The organism is Pedobacter sp. KBW06, assembly GCF_003852525.1.
GTDB lineage: Bacteria > Bacteroidota > Bacteroidia > Sphingobacteriales > Sphingobacteriaceae > Pedobacter.
In genome coordinates, this window is the sequence record NZ_QAJL01000002.1 from 278167 (window position 1) to 302597 (window position 24431).

The window sequence follows — 24431 nt, forward strand, 5'->3', positions numbered from 1 at the left end:
AGTAAATGTCTTAGAAAGATAAACGGGCAATAATTGGTAAGTGGTCTGAAGGATAACGTAAATCCTTGCTGTCCGACAACACCCCAAACTTTTGAACCTTAAAACCTTTGTTCACAAAGATGTAATCAATTTTATCCTTCAGGGGGCTGTCAAATTTAAAAGCGTTAAAAGTACCTACCGGACCATAAGCAGGTTCTACAGAAGCTTCTTTTGCATCAATAAGGAAAGATTTAATGGTGGCAATTGCTTCAGTTTCCGGAGTGACATTCAAGTCCCCGGTAAATACCACCGGCAGCTTTGGCGCGATCTCCTGTATTTTCCTTTTGAGGAGTTTTGCAGATTCGATTCTGGCCTGCACCCCGATATGATCATAATGGGTATTGAAGACCAAAAACTCCTTTTTATTCTTTTTATCAAAAAGTCTCACCCAGGAACAAACCCTGTTCAATGCGGCATCCCATCCTTTAGACGGCTTTTCAGGGGTTTCTGATAACCAGAAAGTGCCTCCGTCTTTTTTGGTAAACCGGGATTTATCGAAGTAGATCGCCGAAAATTCCCCTGCACGCTTTCCATCGTCACGGCCCACACCTTCCATCGCATAATTGGTATTTTCGAGTAATTCATCTACCTGCAGTGGTAAAGCTTCCTGAACACAGAGGATATCTGCATCATGAAAACGCACCAATGCCTTTACGTTATCTTTTCGTTTTGGCCAGGCATTTTCGCCATCAGAAGCTACATTTAAACGGATGTTATAGGAAATAATGTTAATTGCATTTTCCCTTTGTGCATTGGCCATTGACACCATCAACAGCAATACTAGACTTAACTGGATTACCTTTCTCATAAGAAGGGCAAATTACTGAATACAGGTTAAATTAAACCTTCATCATTGAAACTAAGATAAGAATTGTTTGTAATAATTAAGTGATCAAGCACGTTCAGATCCAGCAGTTTTCCTGCAGTGATCAGCTTTCTGGTGAGGATCAGGTCTTCCTGACTGGGCTTTAAATTTCCGGAAGGATGGTTGTGTGCTAAAATGAGGTAAGCAGCATCGTGGTCCATCGCCACCTTAAAGATCACTTTGGGATCCGCTACAGTTCCTGACAAACCGCCCTTACTGATCTGATGTTTACTGATGACATGGTTTGCACGGTTCAGCAACAATACCCAGAACTCTTCATGCGGCAAATCAGTCAGCACAGGATAAAACTGCTCATAGCTGTCTTTAGCATCTTTAATCTGAACGAATTTCAGTTCTGTAACCTCCTCTTTTCTCCTGCGCCCAAGCTCCAGGCCTGCAACGATGGCAATCGCCTTTGCTACGCCTATTCCCCGGAAATTGGAAAGCTCTTTAACCGTTGCCCTCCCCAGTTTATCCAGGTCATTTTTATAGGCCGAAAGGATCCGTTTACTCAGGTCCACAGAGGTTTCTTCCAGATTACCGGAACCGATCAATACGGCAATCAATTCTGCATCGGTCAGGTGCCTCCTTCCGTATTGCATCAATTTCTCCCGGGGCCGGTCGGCCTCAGCCCATTGCTTGATTCCTATTTTCGGTTTGTATTTAGCCATAAATAAAAAAACGGGATATGCAATTAAGCATATCCCGTCTATAATATTGTAAAGCTATATTTAATTTAAGCCATTAACAAATTTAGTTAACTTCGATTTGTTGTTAGCTGCTTTGTTCTTGTGAATAACATTTTTCTTAGCCAAACGATCTAACATAGAAATTACTTTCGGTAATAATTCTTGTCCAGTTTTCTTGTCTTCAGCAGCACGTAACCTTTTGATAAAAGTACGGGTTGTTTTAGCTTGATATCTGTTACGTAAACGTTTAGTTGCGTTTGCTCTAATTCTTTTTAATGAAGATTTATGATTTGCCATTTTTCAATATTATAATATTCCTTTTAAAGCTTTCAAGACTATTGGGTACAATCCCAACCGCTACCAGCCTTTTGTTTTCCATTTTTTTCGGACTGCAAATATAGAATTAATGTTTTTAATATGCAAAATGAAGTCGCAAATATTTTTAATAAATCTTAAATATTGATTTATAGTGTTTTAATAAATCAGGACTACTGTACTACAGCCCCTCTGCAGAACTGCCTGCTTTGCATTCACAACAAACAAAATAATTCTTTTTAACCAGGTTTCCCGGGAAGGTCATCCAGTTTCTTTTTAAGGACCTCATATTCCTTTTCGAGATGCCGGAAGGCTTTAGTGTCCATATGTGCACCTCCATCCAGATGCATTAATCTATAATAATCCGCTTCTACCCGATCAAATCGTTCCTTTACTTCCAGGTACTTCTTCTTTTTAGACTTTTCTTCGGAACTTTCCATTTCACCGTTAAGGTTGCCCACATATACGCTATCTGAAATGTGCTTACCATCGGCTGATTTAAAGCACAAATACGCTTCTATGGGTTCATCCAGCCATTCTTTATCCATTTCAATAAAACGACTTCCCTCTTCTCTTCTCGCCGCATTAAGAAAAGATTTCGCCTTTTTTCTTAGTGGGTGATACAACATAATCATCACACTGTCGTCCAGCCCGTAATTAAAATCCAAACGGCCCGGGTCCCAGCTGATCAATACACCTGTATCTGTTTTCCTTAACTGAATGTCCTTTGCTACCGGCAAATCACCCTTGCTCAGGATCACCTTGCTATAATTAACGCTGATGTTGGGGTATTCGCCCTGAAGCGCCCCTTTCTTATTATAGGAAGTGGCCAGATTAAAGGCATTTTTAACTGTACCGGCAGCCTCCAGCGCAAAACCAACATTGATAAAACCTTTCATGCACCTTAGAAGCGCCATGGTCACTGCCATCGACTGCCGATTCCCCAACTGATTTCTGCTCGGTTTACCAGGATCACCAATCGTACGGCTTACATTCTGCCCGTTTAACACATAGCAAACAATATTGCCGATTTTTCCATTAGGATGACCAAAAAGGCCGTTTTTATTAGTCGCCATAGCTAAACGTCTAAGCAAGATACTCACAATTCAAAGCTTAATACAGACACTAACATCAGCTCATTCCCTTTTTATATTTCTTAAAATACCGGGAATTCCGGTATTGATGCAATCCCGCACAATTCAAACCCCATATATCCTTACTAAATGATACAAAAAGCAATAAAAATCTTCAGATGAATGCTTAAAATGCTACTTTTGACAAAGATCACCGGCCCATAAACACCGGTGAAGCCAGCTTGAGTTCATAAATCAACCAGCACAGATGAAAAAACGTATCGCCATATTTGCTTCAGGTTCAGGCTCCAATGCCCAAAAACTGATGGAACATTTTAAACGTAGTCCTGAAGTAGAGATCGCACTGGTACTCACCAACAATCCGGATGCCTACGTCTTGCAACGTGCAGACAACTTCGAAATTCCTTCTCATATTTTCGACAGGAATGAATTTTATCATACCGATCACATCTTAGACCTGCTCAAAAATCTGGAAGTAGACCTCATTGTACTTGCAGGCTTTTTATGGCTGATCCCTAAAAAACTGATCCACGAGTACCCTGGACGCATCATCAATATCCATCCTGCGATCCTGCCCAAATTTGGAGGAAAAGGAATGTATGGAGATCATGTGCATAAAGCCGTTATGGAAGCGAAAGAAACTGAAGGCGGTATCACCATTCATTATGTGAACGAGAATTATGACGAAGGAGAGTATATTTATCAGGCAAAATACCGCATCGATAAAGAGGACAACCTGGAGTTGATTAAATTCAAAGGGCAGCAACTGGAACACCAGCACTACCCTCGTATTGTAGAAACCATTATCAAAAAGATAAAAAAATAAACTGAACTTGAAGTCGACAAAGACGACTTCAAGTCTGCATTACATTGCTATTTTGAACTCCTGCCCATCACAGGATCACTAAAGCTTTCTGCGCCAGTTTCTACTCTGCCAGCAAAACGCTGCTCAAATGCTGCATTCCCTTCAATGGTTACACTGGTATCATACCAACCATAACTTTTACCGGCAGCAACAACCCACAACAGAACTTGTCCCGGCTCAATACTTTTTTTAACTTCCCCATTACCGTAGCCATGGTCCTTAATGATTAAGGTATAGGCTTTAGATGGATCTTGATTTCTGATTTTCAGCAATACATTTCCGCTCAGCTTTACACCCAGCTTTTCATATTCCACCAGCATGCTTATTGAAGCCTCCTGAGCTGAACCTTTATATGATCTGAAAAAACCATTTGGGCCATTTACCAGAAGCTGATAGTTCGCAGCCTCAAAAGCTGTGACCGGCCATTTGTAAGTCAGCTCATCCCCCGCGATCAGTCCAAAAGACCAATTTCTGCAAACCTCAGCTCCTGATCTGGATAAAGCATCCTGAAACTTGCCCGGTGCCACAACCGTAAACGGTGCTCCTGCCGACTTCGCGCCAAAGATCGTATTGCCAGCCGCAAACCTGATTTCAAAAGATTGCCGGTCTGCACTTAGCTGACCATTGACATGCAATTCATATGGCAGTGCACATGAGGGCCGGATTCCCTTTTCCTGCTGAGGCACTACGTTCTGATTTATTGGGTCCTGAATAAACCCGGCAATATCGGCCTCCGTCAGCTTTTTGAAACCATTTGGTTCTGCTTTAAACTTTGCATTGTAAATGTCTTCCACAAAATCATTTCGCTGCAGAAAATTAATCTGATCTTTTTTAGTTCCGTTATAAGGTGCAAATACGGAGGTCAAATCTCCACATACCGCTCTTCTCCATTTGCTGATGTTTTCGATATGGAGGTTCTTGTTGAGTTTTTTATTGAAGAATGTTTCCAGAAACTGCAAGGTAGAAGTATGGTCAAAAACTTCAGAACAAACCCTTCCGCCCCTGCTCCATGGAGACGCAATGAGCATCGGCACCCTGAATCCAAGCCCTATTGGTGCTTCACGGGCAGCTTTTTCAGGAATGCCCTGTTTCAATTCATTTGCCAGCCGGACATATTCTATCTCGGTATCAATACCTTTTGAAACCAGGCCTGTTTCCGGAATTTTAGCATCGGGAATAGAGAACGGAGGAACATGGTCAAAATAACCGTCATTTTCATCGTAGGTGGTAATGAAGATGGTCTTCTTCCATACCTCCGGATTTTTGGTCAGGATATCCAAAATCTCCGAAACATACCATGCCCCGTACCAGGGTGCACTTGGGTGATCGGAAAAATTCTGTGGCCCTGCCAGCCAGGAAACTGCCGGCAATTTACCGGTATTTGCATCCGTTCTGAACTGATACAACACATCCCCTTTTGGAACAGTCAATTCCCTTTTAGTACTTCCATCGCTATAACTCAGTGTAGTAACATCACGGTAATCCGGATCGCCGGTATTGGTTACAAAAGCATTTTTAAATAAACGTTTTTGCTGATCCGATAATTTATCATATGCTTCCTGGCTCCATTTTTTCAATTCAGAAGCGGCGTTATCTAAAGCGGCCAACTTTTTCGTAAGGTCTTTCTTGATTTTTTCTGCAGCCGCATCACTGGAAGGGCTCTCCTCCTGCAGTTTGTTGATTTCACCGGGAAGCGTTTCCATCAATTTTTGCAGGTTCGCCACATAACGGGACGAAAACTTAACATTGTAAGCGGCAAAAAACTCCAATAAATTACAACCAAAATTAGCAAGCCAAGCCCTTTCCTCTCCTTTATAACCACCACCACAGCTCAGGTCATTCTGATAAAATTTCCAGCTGATGTCGTTTTCTTCCAATAATTCAGGAAAGGCCTTCCAGGGAAGTTTTCCATAACTGAAATCGTCATTTCTAATGTTTACTTTTTGCAGGCCATCCAGCTGATAAGAAACTTTACCTGTCCAGAAAAACGACCTGTTTGGGGTTGTACTGGTCATTGCCGAACAGAAGTTCTGATCACAAACCGTAAAAGCATCAGCCATTGCATAATTGAAAGGCAGATCTTCCCTGGTATAATGTCCCAGCGTTAATGGCATATCACTATATTTTTTATTACCGGATCTCTTCGCGGTTAGCCATTTGTCATACTTTCCCTGATGATAAGCATCCACTTGGCTTGCCCTTGAATGGGGCAGATCTCCCATCCAGGTCACTTTAGAATCTTTGATATTTAAACGGAATGGCGCATAGGTTTCGCCCGCTGCATTGGTTTGCATCCATACCGGCTTCTGGTCAGGAAGCCTGATGGCACGGGGATCATTGAATCCACGCACCCCCTGCAAGGTACCAAAACAGTGGTCGAAAGACCTGTTTTCCTGCATCAGGATCACAATATGCTCTGCATCAAGAAAGCTGCTTCCTAATTTTGGATCAATGGCCAGGGCCCTTTGTATTGAGGCCGGTAACATTGCCGACAGTCCCGCTGCCCCGGATAATAAAAGGGATTTTCTAATAAATTCTCTTCTTGATTCCATGAATGATGCTGATGTGATTGGTCTCTGACCGGTTTTAATAATTCGCCTAATGTCCCACTCTGAAATGACGGATCAATGTATTCCATATAAAATTAATGTTATTTTTTTATAAGCCGAAAGGAGTCAAACGGAGGCTTTCAGAATATTGCTAAATCAGTTTAAAGCCATGGTTTAACTTAATCAATGTTTAACATCCGCTTAATGATGTAGCCTTCATCTTTGCAACAAATCCAGAAAATTCGAAACGAACAAAATATGCTCTGTTGTTTGAACGCTGCGAAAGCCGCTGAAAAACAATTGGGAAAAGAATAATTATCGGCATTGCCAAGCCAAACTACGACAAACAAAAACGACCAAAACAAATCGCATTATGACTAAAAACTCTACTCATCGTGTGCCGTTTCAAAAGCCATTAAAACACCTTGCCTTCGTATTGGTGCTGGCCATAACGCAACTGCCACAAATTCTTACAGCCGCAACTCCGGCAGAAGCAGTCCCCCCATTCCTGCAGGAAACTGTCACCATAAAAGGAACGGTTAAAGATGCAGGAGACGGGCAACCTTTACCTGGCGTTACCATTTCAAATGATCAAAAGAAAGTTTTAGGAACGACCGATGGAAATGGCTTCTTTACAGTAAAAGTAATCAGGGGAACCCAAATCTCTTTTAATATGGTGGGGTATGAACCTGCCAGACGCATGATTACTGTCGCAACCAATACCATGATGGTCAATATGAACAGTTCCAGTTCTGATCTGAATGAGGTCGTGGTTACCGCCTTAGGTATCAAAAGACAAGAAAAAGCCCTGGGTTATTCGGTGACCAAGATCGATAGTAACCAGTTAACCGATGCTGTTTCCAACAACTGGACAGATGCTTTATCTGGTAAGGTTGCAGGCTTGAACCTCGTACGGTCTAATGGTGGCCCCGCGGCTTCCAATAAAATCATTTTACGTGGGGAAAATAACCTGACAGGCGACAACGAGGCCTTGATTGTACTGGATGGGGTGATCATTAACAATAGCGGTGGCCGTCGTACTGCAAATGCCTCGGATAATGTATATGGAACAGGGAGCGACAATATGCCTGCGGATTACGGCAGTAGTGTGAACGACATCAATCCCGAAGATATCGAAAGTGTAACCGTTCTGAAAGGCCCGGGAGCTGCAGCACTATATGGACAACGGGGTGCCAATGGTGCCATCATTATCACCACCAAATCCGGAAATTCAAGGAAGCATAAAATGAACATTAAATTTACCTCAAATGGCTCCCTTGAATCTGTAAACCGCTGGCCAGACATGCAGTATGAATACGGGATGGGCCTGGATGGGCAGGCAGATTACGGATATGGCTCTTCAGCCAACAATGGAACAAGTTCTGCTTATGGACCAAAGTTTAACGGACAGCTGTTCTTTCAATATGACCCGGTTACGCAGACAAGGTCAACCGTGGCCACGCCCTGGGTACCTTATAAAAACCAGATCAGAAACTTCTTTGAGGTCGGACAGAATCTAACAAACTCCTTAACTTTAGATGGGGGTTATAAGAATACTACCGCACGCTTTTCAATCACCAATCAGAACAATACATGGATTGTTCCAAACACAGGTATGGAACGCACCTCTTTATCTCTGACGCTGAATTCAAAAGTAACTTCAAAGCTTTCCTTATCAGGAAAAATAAACTATACGAACAGGTTTAGCGACAACCTTCCGGGAAATGGATATGGCAACCAATCTTTAATGTACTGGTTTATATTCTGGCAGCCAAATGCTGATATGAACTGGTTAAAGAACTACTGGGTCAACGGACAAGAAGGCCGGGCTATCAAATACCCATACAGCACATTTCCCGAAAACCCATATGCCATTGTAAATGAATTCATCAACAGAAGTGGCCGTAATGGCGCAACAGCAAATGTTCAGGCAAACTATCAGATCACTAAAGAATTAAGCCTTCAGTTATTGAGCTCCATTGATTTTGCGGCAGAAAAACGGGCTCAGGAACGTCCATGGGATGCGGGTACAAAAATGCCCCACGGTTCGTACCGCACCCAGGATATTTATTCTCAGGAAACAAACAATCAGTTTTTAATCAGGTATGACAAGAAGCTAAAGAATGACCTGAATATCACGGCAACTGTGGGCGGTAGCCAAATAAGAAACAAATACAATAAAAAAGACCTTAGGGCTGACGGACTTAAAATACCCGGTGATTATCGCTTAGATAACAATGAGTTTAAAATCATCTCTGTTCCGGATACGAGCAGATACAGGATCAACAGCTTCTTTGGATTGCTGTCTGTAGGATATAAGAACTACCTGTACTTAGACGTCACCGCCCGTCAGGACTGGAATAGTGTACTTGCCACGCCAACACGTACCGATAATGTAGGCTTTTTCTATCCTTCTGCCAGCATGAGTTTTGTGTTGTCAGACTTTTTTAAACTCCCTGCAGCATTTAGCTTTGCGAAGTTAAGGGCATCAGTTTCGCAGGTCGGCAGCGGATCAAATATTCCTTACAGAACCTCGTATACTTACAGTCTTGCGGCCAACGGGACTTATCCCGACAGCGCATTAACAAATCCGGGATTACTTCCCAATCCAAATTTAAAACCACTTAAAACGAACACCTACGAATTCGGAACAGAAGTAAGGCTTTTCAAAAACCGCTTAGGCTTCGATGTGGCCTATTATGTAGGGAATACTAAAAATCAAATCCTGACCAGGATTGTTGACCGCTCCACAGGTTATAATTCTGCAGTAATCAATGCCGGACAGGTCAATAACTCAGGACTTGAAGTAGCCATCAACGGTAAAATCCTGGAGCATAAAAAAGGGTTTAACTGGGGGGCGACTTTCACCTTCGCCACCAATAAAAACAAGATTGTTTCCTTACCGGACAGCTCCATCATTATTGGAACGGGGCCTATTGCCGGCGGACAGATTGTGGCTAAGGTTGGTGGCAGCATGGGCGACATGTATGGAAGAGGATACCAGCGCTCACCGGATGGACAAGTTATTTATGATGCGGTTACCGGCCTCGCAAAGATCACTTCCGATGTGGTGTATATTGGAAATACCATCCCTAAATACAAACTGAGTATAGGAAATAACTTCAGCTATAAACAATTCAGTTTAAATGTACTATTTGATGCCCAGTTTGGCGCCATTGGTCATTCTTTACTGAATTATAAAATGGTTGAACAGGGTAAACTGACCAGTACACTTCCAGGCAGATATGCCGGTATTATTGGTAATGGGGTGGTTAAGAATGCAGATGGCAGCTATCGTAAAAACGATGTGGTAGCTTACGATATAGATGAATATTACCGTTCCCATATGGGTTCAGAAAATGCAGAAGGAAGCACCTTTAGTACCGACTTTATTAAGTTTAGAGAAGCCAGTTTAAATTATAAGTTTAATCCTAAACGGATTCAGAATCTGGGCTTGTCTTCACTAACCGTAGGCCTATATGGACGTAACCTGTTTATCTGGTCGCCATGGCCAATGTTCGACCCCGAGTTTGGAACATTAAGCGGGTCTGATATCGTACGTGGTTTCGAAGTCGGACAATTCCCATCTACAAGAACTATCGGTTTTAATTTAGTTATAGGGATTTAATTTTATAAAGATGAAAAATATTACATATAAAGTCCTTGGCGCTTTGCTGGTGTTTGCCACTATTCTGCCTTCCTGCGACAAGGGATTTGAAGAGATTAACACAGATCCGATCAATATACTGGAAACCACTCCGGATAAGTTACTTGCGCCCGCGCTGGTAAATATCTTATCTGCAAACATGATGCGTAACCGGAATTTTAACAATGAACTGATGCAGGTTACGGTAAGTATCAGTGACGGAGACGCTACGGTATTCCGCTACGAATACCGACGTACCTTTTCCGATTATCTATGGAACGCCTGGTTTGTACAGGTCAACAATTTAAAGGACATTTATAAGCTTGCCGGGGAGCCGGAAAAGTTAAATAAATCTTACCAGGGAATTTCCCTGATTTCCCAGGCCTGGGTATTCAGTTTGCTGACCGACACTTATGGCGATGTCCCTTATTCAGAGGCAGGTCAGGGGAAAAGCGGACAGCTTCAACCTAAATTTGATGCCCAGAAAGACATCTACCTGGACTTGTTTAAGAAACTTGAAGAAGCGAATACTTTGCTGACAGCAGGTACTGCCATCACTAAAGAAAGTGATCCGGTATACAATGGCGATGTGGCCAAATGGCGCAAATTCGGAAACTCCCTGTATTTAAGGCTTTTACTTCGCATTTCCGAAAAATCAGATGTTTCGTCCTCCTGCATTGCCAAAATCAAAGAAATAGCGGAAACAAACAGCGCTTCCTATCCTACCATCAGTAATAATGCGGAATCTGCTACCATTAAATGGTCGGGAGAACCTGGAGTTGGTCCGTATGTTAACCCATATTACAATGGCGTAAGGGCCCAGGATTTCCGTGCAGCATCTATGTGTAAGTTTTTCATGGACAACCTGAGGGACTGGCAGGATCCACGCATCAACCTGACTACCTATGCCAATGGCGGTGTTTCCTCAATTGGCATCAACCCTGGCAGCTCCGGTTTCTCAGGGGTGCCAAGTGGCTATAATGTAGGAGAAAATATAACCAGGCTCTCTTATTTCTATTCTTATGAGCAGTTGATTTCAAATGTAGTGGCAGGATCGAGGTCAATGCAGCAATCGCCCCTGACAGGGATTCTCATGAATTATGCGGAACTCCAGTTTATCCTGGCAGAAGCAGCGGCGAAAGGATGGATCAGCGGAGCGGCAGAGGGTTATTACTATAAAGGTATGGCAAATTCTATCAATTACTGGTCGCCTAAATTCCCTGCTGACCCTAATAACGCTGTATTTAAAGCCTACGTTACCAATGCCGAACTGGAATGGAATGCGGGAGGATCAATGGAGGATAAAATGGAACAGATCCATCTCCAGAAATATTACGCATTGTTCATGGTCGATATGCAGCAGTGGTTTGAATATCGCCGTACCAGTCACCCCATCCTTCCCTTAGGCCCAGGGCTAAAAAATAACCGCGAAATGCCGGCAAGAATGGCCTATCCGGTTTACGTGCAATCGGCCAATCCAGGCAATTATAACCTGGCAGTTGCCAATCAGGGTGGCGATGAAATAAATACTAAAGTCTGGTGGCAGAAACGCTAATGTAACCGGCTACACCAATTAAAAAAATATGGACATGAAACAGATATTATATAACAGTCTCATTCTACTTTCCGCAGTGCTGACCTGGTCTGGATGTAAACAGGATTTAAACTACCCGGGAGGAGAAGTGTATGCTTTTTTCCCACTACTGGATCTGAGAGGTGTTTATAAAGGCACCGATCTTACCCTGAACAAACAAAATATGCTTGGTTCGACCAAAATAGAAGGTACGGTCATATCTGATCACTCAGGGAAAAATTTACCAGCAGGCCTCCTGGTGATCGAATCCAACAGGCGCATTGGTCTCATCAGAGGGATTTCCATACCTATTGGCGCCGCCGCCGTCGCTTATATGCCCGGCGATTCACTTCATATTGACGTAGAAGGAGCAGTCTTAAAGCGGGTAGACGGAATTCTTCAGATCACCGGTATTCCGGTAACGGCAATTACTAAAATCGCTTCAAATGTAAAAGTGCCTAAGAACAGGGTCGCCAGCAGCGACATCATTGCAAACCCGGACGACTATGAAAGCACACTGGTTGCAGTTGTAAAAGCAGGCTTTGTGCCCTCTGTATTGCCAACGGATGTTTACTCCGGCGATAAAATCATTAATGACGGGTTCGGCGCAATGACGTTACATACAGAAACCGGGGCCACATTTGCCGGCACAAGCGGACTTTCTTTCAATGCGGTTTATTACGGAATTCCTTTCAATAAAGAAATTGAGGGTAAACTTGTGCCACAACACCGCATACGTACCATCAATGATGTTAAAGTACTCAGCTCGGTCCCTGAAATAGCAGACATTATTATCACCGGCTTTTATCCGGACCCTATAGAAAACCCGGATACAGATCACGAGTATATGCAGTTTATGGCAACCAGGGATATTGACTTTTCAGTAAGCCCTTTCTCTGTAGTGACCACCAATAATGCAGGGGCAACAAACCCTACAGGATTTCCTACACAGGGCTGGGCAACCGGAACCCTGGCAACATCTGGAAGTTCAAGAACTTTTAAATTCAACCTGACCACAGGCAAAGTAAGTAAAGGAGAGTTCTTTTATGTGGGTGGTGCCGGTAGAAAAATAAGCGGCATTAACTCTACAGACATTTCAAGCTCCAAATGGATCCGCTTCTTTGACTATTCGAAGATCAAAGGAGATGGTTTTGGCCGCAGTACAACCAATTTATTGGCCAATAGCGGTAATTCCTCTGGCTTTGCTGTATTTAAGGGGACAACCGTAGATGTAAATACAGTGCCTGTTGATGTGATATTTGTGGATGACGGCGGCAGCATTTATAACGGTATTGCAGCGGCACCTGTTGGTTATAAAATTGCCAATACAGATTTCTACGACAAAGTGGACCTTTTATCCGACAATACACCATTGACGCCTACCCCTTACTTCCTGAGCGGCGACAATAAAAGGGCTTTAATCTACCCTCCCGGAGATGCAGGTTATTTCATTAAGCTCGGCGGCATTTACAATCCGGCTTTAGGCAAATGGATGAAAGCAAGGCGTCAGGTTGCGTTCCCATTACCTAAAAGTGCACAACTTAGCGTGATTGAGGGATTGTTTCCTGAAAAAGGATATGAAGGCTTTCCTGATGGGTATCCGGCAACACAACTGCAGTAATACCTGCTAAATAATGTGATTTGTACCTAAAGGAAGTTTTAAATCAAAGGCTTCCTTTAGGTATATCAGGATAATCCCAATGATCAGTCGTTATAACGCTGAGGTCCTTTCCTGATTGGTTGTATCTTTTCCCAGGCAGCGCCAAGCTCAAGTAATTTACACTCTTCGAATGGCCTGGCTATAAAAGTTAAAGCCATTGGCTGCCCTTCTGAGTCATATCCCATTGGCAAACACATAGCAGGGTATTTAGCTACGGCGGCTTCAAATGCATTGTAATTATTAACAGATAAAATTACATCCAGTTGATCTTTGCTGAAAACGCGATCTAAGAAACCTCTGCTTTTTGCAATTATACTCCTTCTGATTTCCTCTACTTTGATCGATAACGTAGTATCTTTCAAAGCTAGTTCCAGTTGCGCTTGTCCATAAGGAGCATTCAGGGCCATGTTCTGCTGATTGAAAGCAAGCACATCTCCTAAAGATCTGATCTTTATATTTCTCTTACCATATACTTTGAAATATTTAATCAGATCCTGTTTAAGATCATCTTTTAAAATCAGGCCGAAATCATTTCCGGATATCCCTGAGGGCTTCAAATCAATTTCCAGCATCGTAGCTCCTGCCTCCTTCAGTTTGGCTACAGCCTGAGCATACAAAGGAATGTTTAAATATTCCTTTATTACCCCAATTTTTTTGCTGGTTAATACTGCCGGACTTAAATTTTCAGGGCAAGAACCCACTTCGTTAAGTCCAACGCTCTCCGCATCATTTTTATCTTTCCCCAGCATGGCAGATAATAGAATTGCATTATCAATCACAGATTTTGTGATCGGCCCCGGAGTATCAAATGTAGAAGACAAAGGAATAATGCCACTTCTGCTTAAAAGACCCAAGGTTGGTTTTAACCCAACAACTGAATTCTGACTTGAAGGAGAAAGAATTGATCCCGCTGTTTCCGTTCCGATAGCTGCCACTGCATAATTGGCCGCAACCGCGACAGCACTCCCTGAACTCGAACCTCCCGTATCAAATGTTCCCGGACCATAGGGATTCAGGGTATGCCCTCCGACACCTGAATATCCGGAAGGACAATCCAGACAAAAAAAGTAAGCCCATTCGCTCAGGTTGACTTTCCCTAATATTAATGCCCCATGCGCTTTCAGTTGTTTTACAATAAAAGCATCGGTAGTCTGGTTTTCCGCAAGAGCCAGTGCACCTGCAGTTGTGTTCATGTTTTCCGCACCGATATTATCTTTTAATAAGACCGGCATACCGAAAATTCCATGAATATGTTTATTCCCTTTCGATTGCAAATCCCGCGCTCTCGCCTCTTTCAGCACATTAGGATTCAGATCAATTACCGCATGTAAAGAGCTACCTGCAGATGTTTCGTATTTTGAGATGCGATAAAGATAAAACAAAGTCAATTCTTCGTAAGAAAGTTTACCTTCCTGAACAGCTTTCTGTATTTCAGGTATGCTTCTGTCAAAAATAAACGGCTTCAACTGTCGATATTTCTGATCTGAAAAATTCACCAGGGCAGCCCTGAGTACCCCTTCCATCTGGGGATGCTTTAGTGTCCGGGACTGAATCTGGTCAAACCTCTTCTCCTTTTCGGCTGTCTGCGCAAACAAAGCATTAGAGAGCATAACCGCAATAATAAATGTAAATACAACTTTTGAACGATACATATAATTTTAAATTAAACACCTCTGAGACAGCAGCAAATGTAACACAAGGCGTACTATTCCACGACAGGTTTCAGCAGATTTTCAGGAAAAATATTCTACAATTAACACAAAGATGTATTTCAGTTAAAAACACCGTAAATAAGCATTTGACATTAAAAGAAAAATGGGTACTTTTGCGGCTCAAAATTTTTCTCTAATGAGTCAATCGATAAAGATCAAAAACGCTTTAATTTCAGTTTATTACAAGGATGGTTTAGAACCTTTAGTTCGCCTGTTAGCTAAACAGGGTGTCCAGTTATTTTCTACTGGTGGTACCGAACAATTTATAAAAGACCTAAACCTCCCGGTTACAGCGGTCGAAGACCTTACAGGTTATCCTTCAATTTTAGGTGGAAGGGTAAAAACATTACACCCTAAAGTTTTTGGTGGTATTTTAAACAGAAGAGGACTGGATTCAGATCAGCAACAGATCAATGAATATGAGATCCCTGAAATCGACCTGGTTATTGTCGACCTGTATCCGTTTGAAGAAACCCTGAAAGCAGGTGGCACTGAAGAAGAAATCATCGAAAAGATTGACATCGGTGGAATCTCCCTGATCAGAGCAGCTGCAAAGAACTTCAACGACGTAGTTATCCTTGCTTCAAAAGACGACTACAGCAACTTACAACAACAATTAGAAGAACAAAACGGAGAAACGACTTTAGCACAACGTAAAGCGTATGCTAAAAAAGCATTCCATACTTCTTCACACTACGATACGGCCATCTTCAACTATTTCAATACGGAAGAACCGCTTAATGTATTCAAACAGAGCTTAAACACTGCACAAACATTAAGATATGGCGAAAACCCACACCAGCAGGGTGTATTTTATGGCGATTTAAATGCCATGTTCACGAAATTGAACGGTAAAGAGCTTTCTTATAACAACCTGGTTGATGTAGATGCTGCTGTAGCTTTAATCGATGAATTCGAAGAGCCTACTTTTGCCATCTTAAAACATACCAATGCCTGTGGTGTTGCTTCCAGAACAACGATCAAAGAAGCATGGGATATCGCCCTGGCCTGTGATCCTGTTTCTGCATTCGGTGGTGTCCTGATCGCTAACCGCGAGATTGACCTGGCTACGGCTACAGAAATCAACAAACTCTTTTTCGAGGTATTGATCGCTCCTTCTTATCAGCCGGAAGCTGTTGAATTGTTCCGCGCTAAAAAGAACAGGGTCATCTTGCAGAGAAACGACGTAGAACTGAGCAAAAAACAATTCAAGACCTTATTAAATGGTGTTATCGAACAAGATAAAGACCTGATCATTGAAAACACTGACCAGATGGTGGCCGTTACGGAGAAAGCACCTACAGCAGAAGAACTGAAAGATCTTTTCTTTGCCAATAAGATCGTTAAGCATACTAAATCTAATACCATTGTATTTGTGAAGAACAACCAGTTGCTATCAAGCGGTGTGGGTCAGACGTCAAGAGTAGACGCTTTGAAACAAGCCATCGTTAAAGCAAACGCGTTCAACTTTGCACTGGAAGGTTCAGTAATGGCATCTGATGCTTTCTTCCCATTCCCTGACTGTGTAGAAATTGCTGCTGAAGCAGGTATCACTGCCGTTTTACAACCAGGTGGTTCCATTAAAGATGCAGACTCCATCAATATGGCAAATGAGAAAGGCATCGCCATGGTTACCACGGGTATTAGACATTTTAAGCACTAATTTATTTAACTGCGAATACAATAAAAAGACGTAGTTTTACATTACTATAGTATACAGAATTTTTAATACTTAAATTATCACCTATAAATGGGTTTATTTAATTGGTTTACACAAGAGGTAGCTATCGACTTAGGTACGGCTAACACTCTGATTATACATAATGACAAAGTAGTGGTAGATGAACCTTCCATCGTTGCTTTTGACAGACAAACAAACAAAATTATCGCTATTGGCCGACAAGCCATGCAAATGGAAGGTAAGACGCACGACAACATCCGGACAGTAAGGCCATTGAAAGATGGTGTAATTGCTGATTTCAACGCCGCAGAAGCGATGATCAAAGGTATGATCCGCATGCTGAACGGTGGTAAAGGATGGATGTTCCCTTCTTTGAGAATGGTCATTTGTATTCCTTCCGGAATTACTGAGGTAGAGAAACGTGCGGTAAGGGATTCAGCGGAAATCGCGGGAGCTAAAGAAGTTTACCTGATTCATGAGCCAATGGCAGCTGCTGTAGGGATCGGAATCGACGTAGAAGAACCAATGGGTAACATGATCATCGATATAGGTGGTGGTACTACTGAGATCGCTGTAATCGCTTTGTCAGGGATCGTATGTGACCAGTCTATCCGCGTTGCGGGAGATAACTTCGACTCGGACATCGTAAATTACATCCGTCGTCAGCACAACATCATGATCGGTGACCGTACTGCGGAGAAAATCAAGATCGAAGTTGGGGCAGCATTACCTGAGTTAACGGATCCACCTGCAGACTTTGCAGTTCAGGGAAGAGATCTGATGACCGGTGTTCCAAAACAAATCACCGTTTCCTATACTGAAATTGCACACTGCTTAGATAAATCCATTTCAAAAATCGAAGAAGCCATCCTGAAAGCGTTAGAGATTACGCCACCGGAACTTTCTGCGGATATTTACCAGACTGGTATCTATTTAACAGGTGGTGGTGCATTACTTCGCGGTTTGGATAAACGTGTAGCTGCAAAAACAAAACTTCCTGTACATGTTGCCGAAGATCCGCTTCGTGCAGTAGTACGTGGAACGGGAATCGCTTTAAAGAACATTGGCGGTTATAAATTCTTAATGCAATAAGCGTCCTGAGTTTGGGTTTTAAATGTTAAGTTCCGACCTTCGGCTTTAAGTAATACTTAAAATAACATTTAAAACCTAAATCAGAAAACAAATCGAAAAGTATGCGTAACCTTTGGATTTTCATAAACAGATATAACGCATTTTTCTTTTTTATCATTTTCTTTACTATCGGGCTTTATCTCACGGTAAGTAACAACTCCTACCAGCGCAGTGTAGCCGTAAATTCTACCAATGAGGTAGTTGGAAAGGCTTATACCAATCTGAATGTACTGAAGAAGTACCTGAACCTGGGTGATGTAAATGATAGTCTTGCCTCAGAAAATGCAAAGCTAAAGACAGAAGTGCTCGCCCTTAAAAAGATCGACAGCGCTAAAAATGTGGTGGTCAAAGACAGCCTCAGCCATTCACAATACACTTATCTTGCCGCCAGGGTAATCAAAAATTCCATTACCTTAAGGAACAACATCATCACCATCAACAGGGGAAAGGCCGATGGCCTTGCCAGTGGAATGGCTGTGATCTCTCCGGGAAAGGGCGTTGTGGGTTATATCCGGGATGTTTCAGACCACCTGGCCACCATCTCTTCCTTACTACATAAGGATACCAAGGTGAGTGTGACCTTAAAGAAAAACAATGCCCTTGGTACTTTGGTATGGGGAACAAAAAATTCTGATTTCAGAAAGGCTTACATCAAAGATGTGCCCAACCATTTTAAGATCGCTTTAAAAGATACCGTCGTTACTTCAGGGTTCTCCTCTTTCCCTCCGGGCATTCCGGTAGGACGGGTGAGCAATACCGGCATCGCCACAGGAGATAATTTCCTGACGATAGAAATCGAACTTTTCAATGATTTTAGTACCTTACAGTACGTGTATGTCATTAAAGACAAATTAGCAGAGGAACAAAAAAGCTTAGAATCAAAATTGCCAAATGAACAGTAAAATAATATTGGTAAACATCTTCAGATGGTTCTTACTACTTTTTATTCAGATCATACTCCTTAGAAACCTGAGCTTTTACAGCCTGGCCACTCCTTTTGTGTATGTTCTTTTCCTACTCTTACTTCCTTTTAAAATCCCGAACCTCCTGTTGTACCTGATTGCATTTGTAACGGGATTAACACTGGATGCTTTCTATGATACGATGGGTGTGCATACTGCCGCCTGCGTGACCCTGACCTTCGTCAGGATTTCATTTATTGCCGTAACGGTAAACAAAGATAATTTTGATGAACCGGAACCTACGTTGGGGAACATGGGTTTCAAATGGTTTAGCATTTATGCTGCACTTTGTATTTCTGCGCATCATCTTGTCCTTTTCTTTCTGGAGACATTCCGCTTAACGGAGTTCTCCTATACTCTAGTGAGGTGCCTTTTCAGCACTTTATTTACTTTGTTTTTAATCATCTTAATAGAATTTGTATTCTATAACAGAAAGGCACGCTAATGGACAATCTGTTTAACCGAAAATATATCATACAGGGTTTATTTATCGTGATTGCCTTAATTCTGTTGGGCACCCTGTTTTATATTCAGGTAGCGAGCGATAAATACTTCCTCTCCGCAGAGAGTAATGTGCTGCGGAAACTTTATACCTTCCCGGCCAGGGGAGTGATCCTGGACAGGAATGAAAAAGTCCTCGTTCAGAATGAACCGGTATATGACTTAATGGTCATTCCAAACCAGGTCAAAGAATTTGATACCCTTGCCCTTTGCCACATCGTTGGTATCGACATGAAACGCTTCAAGAAAAGTCTGAATAAAGCCACGGTTCAATCCAGGTATCAGCCCAATATCTTTGAGAAACAGCTTTCGATCCAGGTCTATGCGGCCCTCTCCGAACAACTCTCCCGTTTCCCGGGTTTCTTTGTACAAAGCAGAACGGTAAGGTATTATCCTGACAGTGCAGCAGGCCATTTCTTTGGCTATGTAAAAGAAGTTTCCCCGAAAGATATTGAAGAAAGCGATGGTTATTACCGTCCCGGAGATTATATCGGTAAAGCCGGCGTGGAAAAACAATATAATGATGTCCTCAGAGGAGAAAAAGGCATCATCAACATGTTGTATGATGTGCACAACGTACCGAAAGGAAGTTATGCGGAAGGTAAATTTGATACCCTTGCCAAATCGGGGGAGAAAGTCGTTTCTTCTCTGGATTTCCGGATTCAGAAACTGGGCGAAGAGCTCATGAAAAATAAGGTTGGCAGTATCGTGGCAATTGAGCCCGCTACAGGCGAGATCCTGGCCTTTGTGAGTAGTCCGGGTTACGATCCAAACCTAATGGTGGGACGGCAGCAGGGAAACAATTACATGGATCTGATCAACCAGGAGAAAAATCCGAACAGGGTGTTTACGGTACGACCAATACAAGGTTATTATTCACCAGGTTCTTCATTTAAACCTCTAGACGCCTTATTAGGTTTACAGGAAGGAGTGATCGACCCGAATACCACCTTCAACTGTCCCGGATATTATATGGCCGGAAATCATAAGGTGAGATGTGAGCATGTGGATGGAAATATTGCCTTGCGTAAAGGTCTGGCCAGATCCTGCAACACTTATGCCCTCTATGTGTTTCAAAAGCTGATGACCCAAAGAAAATTTGCCAATCAGAGAATCGCTTATGATGCATGGCAGCAAAAGGTAAAGAAATTTGGTCTTGGAGATAAGCTGGGTGTCGACCTGCCTGCGGAACGGACCGGCAGATTATACGGTTCAGATTATTACAATAAAAAATACGGAAAATCCTGGCGCTATACTACGGTGATCTCTTTGGGAATCGGACAAGGGGAGATGGATGCTACCCCGTTACAAATGGCCAACATTATGGCCATCATCGCGAATCGCGGATACTATGTCAAACCCCACCTGATCAAAGCCATTGGAGAGAACAAGGTGATCAAAAAAGAATATGCCCGTAAAAACTATGTAGATGTAGATGCCAGACATTTTGAGCCGGTAATCGACGGAATGCAGGATGCGGTAAGTGCACCATGGGGTACCGCCAGACAATCCATGATCGATAACATCGTGATGTGCGGTAAGACGGGTACGGTACAAAATCCACGTGGAAAGAACCACTCTGTATTTATCGGTTTTGCACCGAGAGACAATCCTAAAATCGCCATTGCGGTGGTGGTAGAGAATGCAGGTTATGGTAGTTCCTATGCCGCACCAATTGCGAGTTACATCACGGAAAAATATTTGAAAGACAGCATTGCCGTCAACAAAAGAGCAAGTGTGGAATGGATGAAAAAACAGGTGATTTTGCCGGTGCCTCCAAAACCTAAGGTAAAGCTGAAACCGCTGCTGACAGATTCTGCTAAAAAGGATTCAATACTAAAAAGCACACAGAAGCCTAAAACATTAGGTACGCCTACTGTTCCTGCTAAACCAATTCAAACTGTTAAACCGGTTCAAATCGCTAAACCAATTCAAACGACAAAATGAGTAATCAACAGGGAAATCGGTTTTTCTTTAATGTAGACTGGATCACAATCCTGCTGTACGTTGCTTTATGTACGATTGGTGTGGTCAATATCTATGCTTCGATCTATAACGGATCAACTGCCAGTGAATTCAATTTTTCTACCAGCTACGGCAAACAACTGATCTATGTGATTACAGGACTGATTCTTGGCTTCTCGATTCTCTTACTGGACGCAAAGTTCTTCAGCATCTTCTCTCCCATTGTCTATGGGATAACGATGTTGCTGCTGGTCCTCGTACTCGTTGTGGGAAGAAAAGTAGGCGGAAACCAGGCCTGGATTCCTCTGGGAAGCTTTAGGTTGCAGCCCTCTGAATTGGCAAAATTTGGTACCGCACTGCTGCTCGCCCGTTATATCGGTACCTTCAGTCCTAAGTTAAGAGATGTAAAGTCTATATTTTTTGCGGCTGTAATTATTATCATTCCATTGTTTCTGATCATGCTGCAACCGGATATGGGTTCGGGGCTGGTCTTTTTATCTTTCATGTTCCCTTTGTACAGAGAAGGTTTATCAGGGTATTTCCTGTTGATTTTCCTGGGAATGATTGTACTCTTCATTGCCGATTTCCTCGTGCCCATAGAAATCTTGTTGCCGATAGTCCTGGCGATAGGAGGTTTGTTTATCTACCAGAACAGGCGAAAGCAGAAGATCATGTTCTCAAGTATCATTGTGACGGTAGTGGCAGTACTTTACCTGTTTACCGTAAAGCTGGCTTATGAGAAGCTTTTAGAACCACATCAGAAGACAAGGATTGAAATCATGTTAGGTCTCAAGACAGATCCTAAAGGTGCGGGATATAACGTGATACAGTCGAAAATTGCCATTGGTTCGGGTCAGTTAACCGGACGTGGATTTTTAGAGGGCACACAAACAAAATATGGCTACGTGCCGGAGCAAAGTACCGACTTTATCTTCTCCACCATCGGAGAGGAATGGGGATTTGCAGGTTGCTTCACCGTCATCGCTTTATATATTTTTATGCTGCTCAGGGTGATCAACCTTGCGGAACGGCAGCGATCTACCTTCTCCAGGGTTTATGGGTATTGTGTGGCCAGTATTATCTTCTTCCACGTGTTCATCAACATAGGCATGACGATAGGCATTATCCCGGTTATCGGGATTCCTTTGCCTTTCATCAGCTATGGTGGATCTTCGCTCTGGAGTTTTACGGTATTGCTGTTTATCTTCCTGAAACTGGATTCGAACAGAATGGGCTTTATCTAAGCAGATTAAAGATCTAAACCTGTTTAATTATTTGCCGGAAAACGCTGGTTTAACAATTCATAGAATTTATCAACAGTTCCCTGTCTGGATGCCCAGTTGTTCTTTATGGCGTAATTGTTCTGCAAAAAAGAATCTGCGGTTTTAAAATCAGGCATCTTGTTTAAGAGGTCGATGACTTCGGCATAAGCCAGGTTGTAACCGTTAAACAGGTCTTTTATATACAGCATCTTATCATTCAGGTTGATCCCTTGTTTCAGGTCTGTGATGCTGTTTCTGCTGCTCTCGCTGTTGACGTTGCTATTTCCGTTCTGGCGGGCAAGGAGCTCGTTTAAAGTGGGTCTGGTAGTCTCTTCTGCTTTAGGAGTTTCTACTTTAGGAAGTTCAGTTTTAGGCGTATCTGCTTTAGGTGCTTCTGCAACGGGAACTTCTGCTTTTGGTGCTTCCGTATTTCGTACTTCTGACTGATCAGCAATAACAGGAGTTTCCTCAACAACCGGTTCTTCCTTAAAGGCATGAACTTCTTTTCTTTCAAAATCATCCAAAACCAATTGAGTGCTGGCCGCAGGAACGATGTCTTCTTCTTTTGCGACAAGGAAAGGCTCTGGTCCAAGCTCATCATCAGTTTCCGTTTCTATCTTTACCTGGGCTTCCTGTTCCCGGATTCTTTGCTTCTGTGCGATGACTTCCTCTTCTTCTTTACTCAAAGGGCGGTCAAAGATTTCACCTACAGATTTCTCCTCAAACTCGAACTGATCGGTAGCGCCGATATCTTTCAATATAAATTCAAATGTAGAGGGTTCCTTATCAAGTTTAAACAAATCCCGTTCTATCGGCTCCCGTTCTCTCTGTGGTTCTACAAACGCTTCTTTAACCTGGTGTTGTGCTGTTTCTTCGACAACGGCAACAGGTTCGGTTTCCTCAGCAACAATTTCGTTGCGCTGCAATTCTTCTGCAATTTCTTCCTTAATCTCTTCAGCCTGATGTGACCATTCCTGGGGCTGAACCGATAATTCTGTTACCTTTTCTTCCACAGGCTCAGGAGCTGATGAGGTATGCTCCGGGATTTCCTTAACCACCCTGGCACTGTTTAATTTTCTTACAATCTGAACATGATCTGATAAAAAGTTGGCATTCGCCATAAAGAGTTCGAGTTCTAACTCATTGAGTTGCTTTGGGTTTTGCGCCAAATACTCGTACTGATCCTGAAGTTCATCTAAGATCAGGCCTATCTTTTTAAAAATATCTTCTTGGTTCATCATAATTTAATAACGACAGAATGAATGTTTTATGTTGGTAACTTGGTACTCAAAAATACTACAAAATTTCGATATTAGTCGGCTATAAAGATCAAACCATAGATGTTATTCAGCGAACAAAATTACAGAAGAGGAGAGTTTTGCGGTAGTATAGAGGTAATTTGCGGCTCTATGTTTTCAGGTAAAACAGAAGAATTGTTACGGAGGTTAAAGCGTGCCCAAATCGCTAAACTGAATGTAGAGATCTTCAAACCTGCAACGGATACCAGATATGATCAGACCGCAATTGTATCTCATGACAGAAATTCCATCCAGTCTACTCCTGTCGAAAATTCTTCCGCTATCTTATTACTGGATACGAATGTACAGGTTGTTGGAATTGACGAAGCACAGTTTTTCGATGAGAACCTTCCTGATGTTTGCAATATGCTGGCACAAAAAGGAATTCGCGTAATTGTTGCTGGCTTAGATATGGACTTTAGTGGTAAGCCTTTTGGTCCAATGCCTGCATTGATGGCAATAGCAGAATTGGTAACTAAAGTAAATGCGGTATGTGTGCGATGCGGAAGCCCGGCTGTTTATTCTTACAGGACGGTGGCAAATGAGTCAAAGATCCTTTTAGGAGAGAAGGACAGTTATGAACCAAGGTGCAGACCTTGTTTCCATGCCCGGGATTAATATTCC

At 42.6% G+C, this 24431-nt stretch carries 18 protein-coding genes; 11 read left to right on the forward strand and 7 right to left on the reverse strand.

Features of this window, described 5'->3' with window-relative positions; translation table 11 throughout:
• Positions 1 to 10: 10 nt before the first annotated feature.
• The 4 genes from DBR43_RS11330 to DBR43_RS11345 all read right to left on the reverse strand — a co-directional run bounded on the left by DBR43_RS11330 (position 11) and on the right by DBR43_RS11345 (position 2984).
• Positions 11 to 847, reverse strand: coding sequence for an endonuclease/exonuclease/phosphatase family protein (locus DBR43_RS11330; protein WP_124580919.1), 837 nt, complete (start codon positions 845 to 847; stop codon positions 11 to 13).
• 26 nt (positions 848 to 873) lie between these two features.
• Positions 874 to 1575 (reverse strand): RadC family protein, encoded by a 702-nt coding sequence (gene radC / locus DBR43_RS11335; RefSeq protein ID WP_124580921.1) that lies wholly within the window; start codon positions 1573 to 1575, stop codon positions 874 to 876.
• A 60-nt stretch (positions 1576 to 1635) separates the two neighbouring features.
• Positions 1636 to 1890, reverse strand: coding sequence for a 30S ribosomal protein S20 (rpsT, locus tag DBR43_RS11340; RefSeq protein ID WP_073232477.1), 255 nt, complete (start codon positions 1888 to 1890; stop codon positions 1636 to 1638).
• 257 nt (positions 1891 to 2147) lie between these two features.
• Positions 2148 to 2984: a DUF6266 family protein gene (locus tag DBR43_RS11345; protein WP_124580923.1), complete on the reverse strand. Its 837-nt coding sequence runs from the start codon at positions 2982 to 2984 to the stop codon at positions 2148 to 2150.
• A gap of 265 nt (positions 2985 to 3249) precedes the next feature.
• Between DBR43_RS11345 and purN the strand changes: the two genes are divergently transcribed.
• Positions 3250 to 3828 carry a phosphoribosylglycinamide formyltransferase gene (gene purN / locus DBR43_RS11350; protein WP_124580925.1) on the forward strand — a complete coding sequence of 193 codons (579 nt, stop codon included), beginning with the start codon at positions 3250 to 3252 and terminating at the stop codon, positions 3826 to 3828.
• Between the two features lie 47 nt (positions 3829 to 3875).
• Here purN and DBR43_RS11355 read toward each other — a convergent pair whose 3' ends face one another.
• Positions 3876 to 6419, reverse strand: a complete 2544-nt coding sequence (locus tag DBR43_RS11355) for a phosphocholine-specific phospholipase C (RefSeq protein WP_124580927.1) — start codon at positions 6417 to 6419, stop codon at positions 3876 to 3878.
• A 370-nt stretch (positions 6420 to 6789) separates the two neighbouring features.
• On the opposite strand from DBR43_RS11355, the gene DBR43_RS11360 reads away from it, so the two are divergent.
• Genes DBR43_RS11360 through DBR43_RS11370 form a run of 3 tightly spaced genes read left to right on the forward strand, consistent with a single transcriptional unit; the run spans position 6790 to position 13256 of the window.
• On the forward strand, positions 6790 to 10044 hold the full coding sequence (locus tag DBR43_RS11360; RefSeq protein ID WP_124580930.1) for a SusC/RagA family TonB-linked outer membrane protein: 3255 nt from the start codon (positions 6790 to 6792) through the stop codon (positions 10042 to 10044).
• A 10-nt stretch (positions 10045 to 10054) separates the two neighbouring features.
• Positions 10055 to 11617, forward strand: coding sequence for a SusD/RagB family nutrient-binding outer membrane lipoprotein (locus tag DBR43_RS11365; protein WP_124580931.1), 1563 nt, complete (start codon positions 10055 to 10057; stop codon positions 11615 to 11617).
• Positions 11618 to 11651: 34 nt separating this feature from the next.
• The gene (locus DBR43_RS11370; protein WP_199757028.1) at positions 11652 to 13256 is read left to right on the forward strand and encodes a DUF5689 domain-containing protein; all 1605 of its coding nucleotides are present in this window, start codon (positions 11652 to 11654) and stop codon (positions 13254 to 13256) included.
• An 83-nt stretch (positions 13257 to 13339) separates the two neighbouring features.
• On the opposite strand, the gene DBR43_RS11375 is transcribed toward DBR43_RS11370, so the two are convergent.
• Positions 13340 to 14947 (reverse strand): amidase family protein, encoded by a 1608-nt coding sequence (locus DBR43_RS11375; RefSeq protein WP_124580933.1) that lies wholly within the window; start codon positions 14945 to 14947, stop codon positions 13340 to 13342.
• 196 nt (positions 14948 to 15143) lie between these two features.
• Here DBR43_RS11375 and purH point away from each other — a divergent pair, with 196 nt between their 5' ends.
• The 6 genes from purH (at position 15144) to rodA (ending at position 22491) form a co-directional block, all read left to right on the forward strand.
• On the forward strand, positions 15144 to 16670 hold the full coding sequence (gene purH, locus DBR43_RS11380; protein WP_124580935.1) for a bifunctional phosphoribosylaminoimidazolecarboxamide formyltransferase/IMP cyclohydrolase: 1527 nt from the start codon (positions 15144 to 15146) through the stop codon (positions 16668 to 16670).
• An 87-nt stretch (positions 16671 to 16757) separates the two neighbouring features.
• Entirely contained in the window at positions 16758 to 17780 is a 1023-nt protein-coding gene (locus tag DBR43_RS11385) for a rod shape-determining protein (RefSeq protein ID WP_008246482.1), read from the forward strand.
• A gap of 101 nt (positions 17781 to 17881) precedes the next feature.
• Positions 17882 to 18721: a rod shape-determining protein MreC gene (mreC, locus tag DBR43_RS11390; RefSeq protein WP_124580937.1), complete on the forward strand. Its 840-nt coding sequence runs from the start codon at positions 17882 to 17884 to the stop codon at positions 18719 to 18721.
• Positions 18711 to 19226, forward strand: coding sequence for a rod shape-determining protein MreD (locus DBR43_RS11395; protein ID WP_124580939.1), 516 nt, complete (start codon positions 18711 to 18713; stop codon positions 19224 to 19226). The genes mreC and DBR43_RS11395 overlap by 11 nt, the downstream gene beginning before the upstream one ends.
• Complete coding sequence (gene mrdA, locus DBR43_RS11400; RefSeq protein WP_124580941.1) at positions 19226 to 21229, forward strand: penicillin-binding protein 2; 2004 nt, start codon at positions 19226 to 19228, stop codon at positions 21227 to 21229. The genes DBR43_RS11395 and mrdA overlap by 1 nt, the downstream gene beginning before the upstream one ends.
• The gene (gene rodA, locus DBR43_RS11405; protein ID WP_124580942.1) at positions 21226 to 22491 is read left to right on the forward strand and encodes a rod shape-determining protein RodA; all 1266 of its coding nucleotides are present in this window, start codon (positions 21226 to 21228) and stop codon (positions 22489 to 22491) included. The genes mrdA and rodA overlap by 4 nt, the downstream gene beginning before the upstream one ends.
• Before the next feature lie 23 nt (positions 22492 to 22514).
• Here the strand turns inward: rodA and DBR43_RS11410 are convergent, their stop codons facing one another.
• Positions 22515 to 23750 (reverse strand): hypothetical protein, encoded by a 1236-nt coding sequence (locus DBR43_RS11410; protein ID WP_124580944.1) that lies wholly within the window; start codon positions 23748 to 23750, stop codon positions 22515 to 22517.
• A 99-nt stretch (positions 23751 to 23849) separates the two neighbouring features.
• Here DBR43_RS11410 and DBR43_RS11415 point away from each other — a divergent pair, with 99 nt between their 5' ends.
• Positions 23850 to 24425, forward strand: coding sequence for a thymidine kinase (locus tag DBR43_RS11415; protein ID WP_124580946.1), 576 nt, complete (start codon positions 23850 to 23852; stop codon positions 24423 to 24425).
• Positions 24426 to 24431: the final 6 nt, after the last annotated feature.

What these genes read in the sequence shown, in the direction of transcription:
- DBR43_RS11345 (WP_124580923.1), bottom strand. Translation starts at nt 2,984, where the DNA reads ATGGCGACTAATAAAAACGGCCTTTTTGGTCATCCTAATGGAAAAATC.
- mreC (WP_124580937.1), top strand. Translation starts at nt 17,882, where the DNA reads ATGCGTAACCTTTGGATTTTCATAAACAGATATAACGCATTTTTCTTT.
- DBR43_RS11365 (WP_124580931.1), top strand. Translation starts at nt 10,055, where the DNA reads ATGAAAAATATTACATATAAAGTCCTTGGCGCTTTGCTGGTGTTTGCC.
- rpsT (WP_073232477.1), bottom strand. Translation starts at nt 1,890, where the DNA reads ATGGCAAATCATAAATCTTCATTAAAAAGAATTAGAGCAAACGCAACT.
- DBR43_RS11330 (WP_124580919.1), bottom strand. Translation starts at nt 847, where the DNA reads ATGAGAAAGGTAATCCAGTTAAGTCTAGTATTGCTGTTGATGGTGTCA.
- DBR43_RS11360 (WP_124580930.1), top strand. Translation starts at nt 6,790, where the DNA reads ATGACTAAAAACTCTACTCATCGTGTGCCGTTTCAAAAGCCATTAAAA.
- DBR43_RS11395 (WP_124580939.1), top strand. Translation starts at nt 18,711, where the DNA reads ATGAACAGTAAAATAATATTGGTAAACATCTTCAGATGGTTCTTACTA.
- DBR43_RS11355 (WP_124580927.1), bottom strand. Translation starts at nt 6,419, where the DNA reads ATGGAATCAAGAAGAGAATTTATTAGAAAATCCCTTTTATTATCCGGG.
- mrdA (WP_124580941.1), top strand. Translation starts at nt 19,226, where the DNA reads ATGGACAATCTGTTTAACCGAAAATATATCATACAGGGTTTATTTATC.
- DBR43_RS11370 (WP_199757028.1), top strand. Translation starts at nt 11,652, where the DNA reads ATGAAACAGATATTATATAACAGTCTCATTCTACTTTCCGCAGTGCTG.
- purH (WP_124580935.1), top strand. Translation starts at nt 15,144, where the DNA reads ATGAGTCAATCGATAAAGATCAAAAACGCTTTAATTTCAGTTTATTAC.
- purN (WP_124580925.1), top strand. Translation starts at nt 3,250, where the DNA reads ATGAAAAAACGTATCGCCATATTTGCTTCAGGTTCAGGCTCCAATGCC.
- DBR43_RS11375 (WP_124580933.1), bottom strand. Translation starts at nt 14,947, where the DNA reads ATGTATCGTTCAAAAGTTGTATTTACATTTATTATTGCGGTTATGCTC.
- DBR43_RS11415 (WP_124580946.1), top strand. Translation starts at nt 23,850, where the DNA reads ATGTTATTCAGCGAACAAAATTACAGAAGAGGAGAGTTTTGCGGTAGT.
- radC (WP_124580921.1), bottom strand. Translation starts at nt 1,575, where the DNA reads ATGGCTAAATACAAACCGAAAATAGGAATCAAGCAATGGGCTGAGGCC.
- DBR43_RS11410 (WP_124580944.1), bottom strand. Translation starts at nt 23,750, where the DNA reads ATGATGAACCAAGAAGATATTTTTAAAAAGATAGGCCTGATCTTAGAT.
- DBR43_RS11385 (WP_008246482.1), top strand. Translation starts at nt 16,758, where the DNA reads ATGGGTTTATTTAATTGGTTTACACAAGAGGTAGCTATCGACTTAGGT.
- rodA (WP_124580942.1), top strand. Translation starts at nt 21,226, where the DNA reads ATGAGTAATCAACAGGGAAATCGGTTTTTCTTTAATGTAGACTGGATC.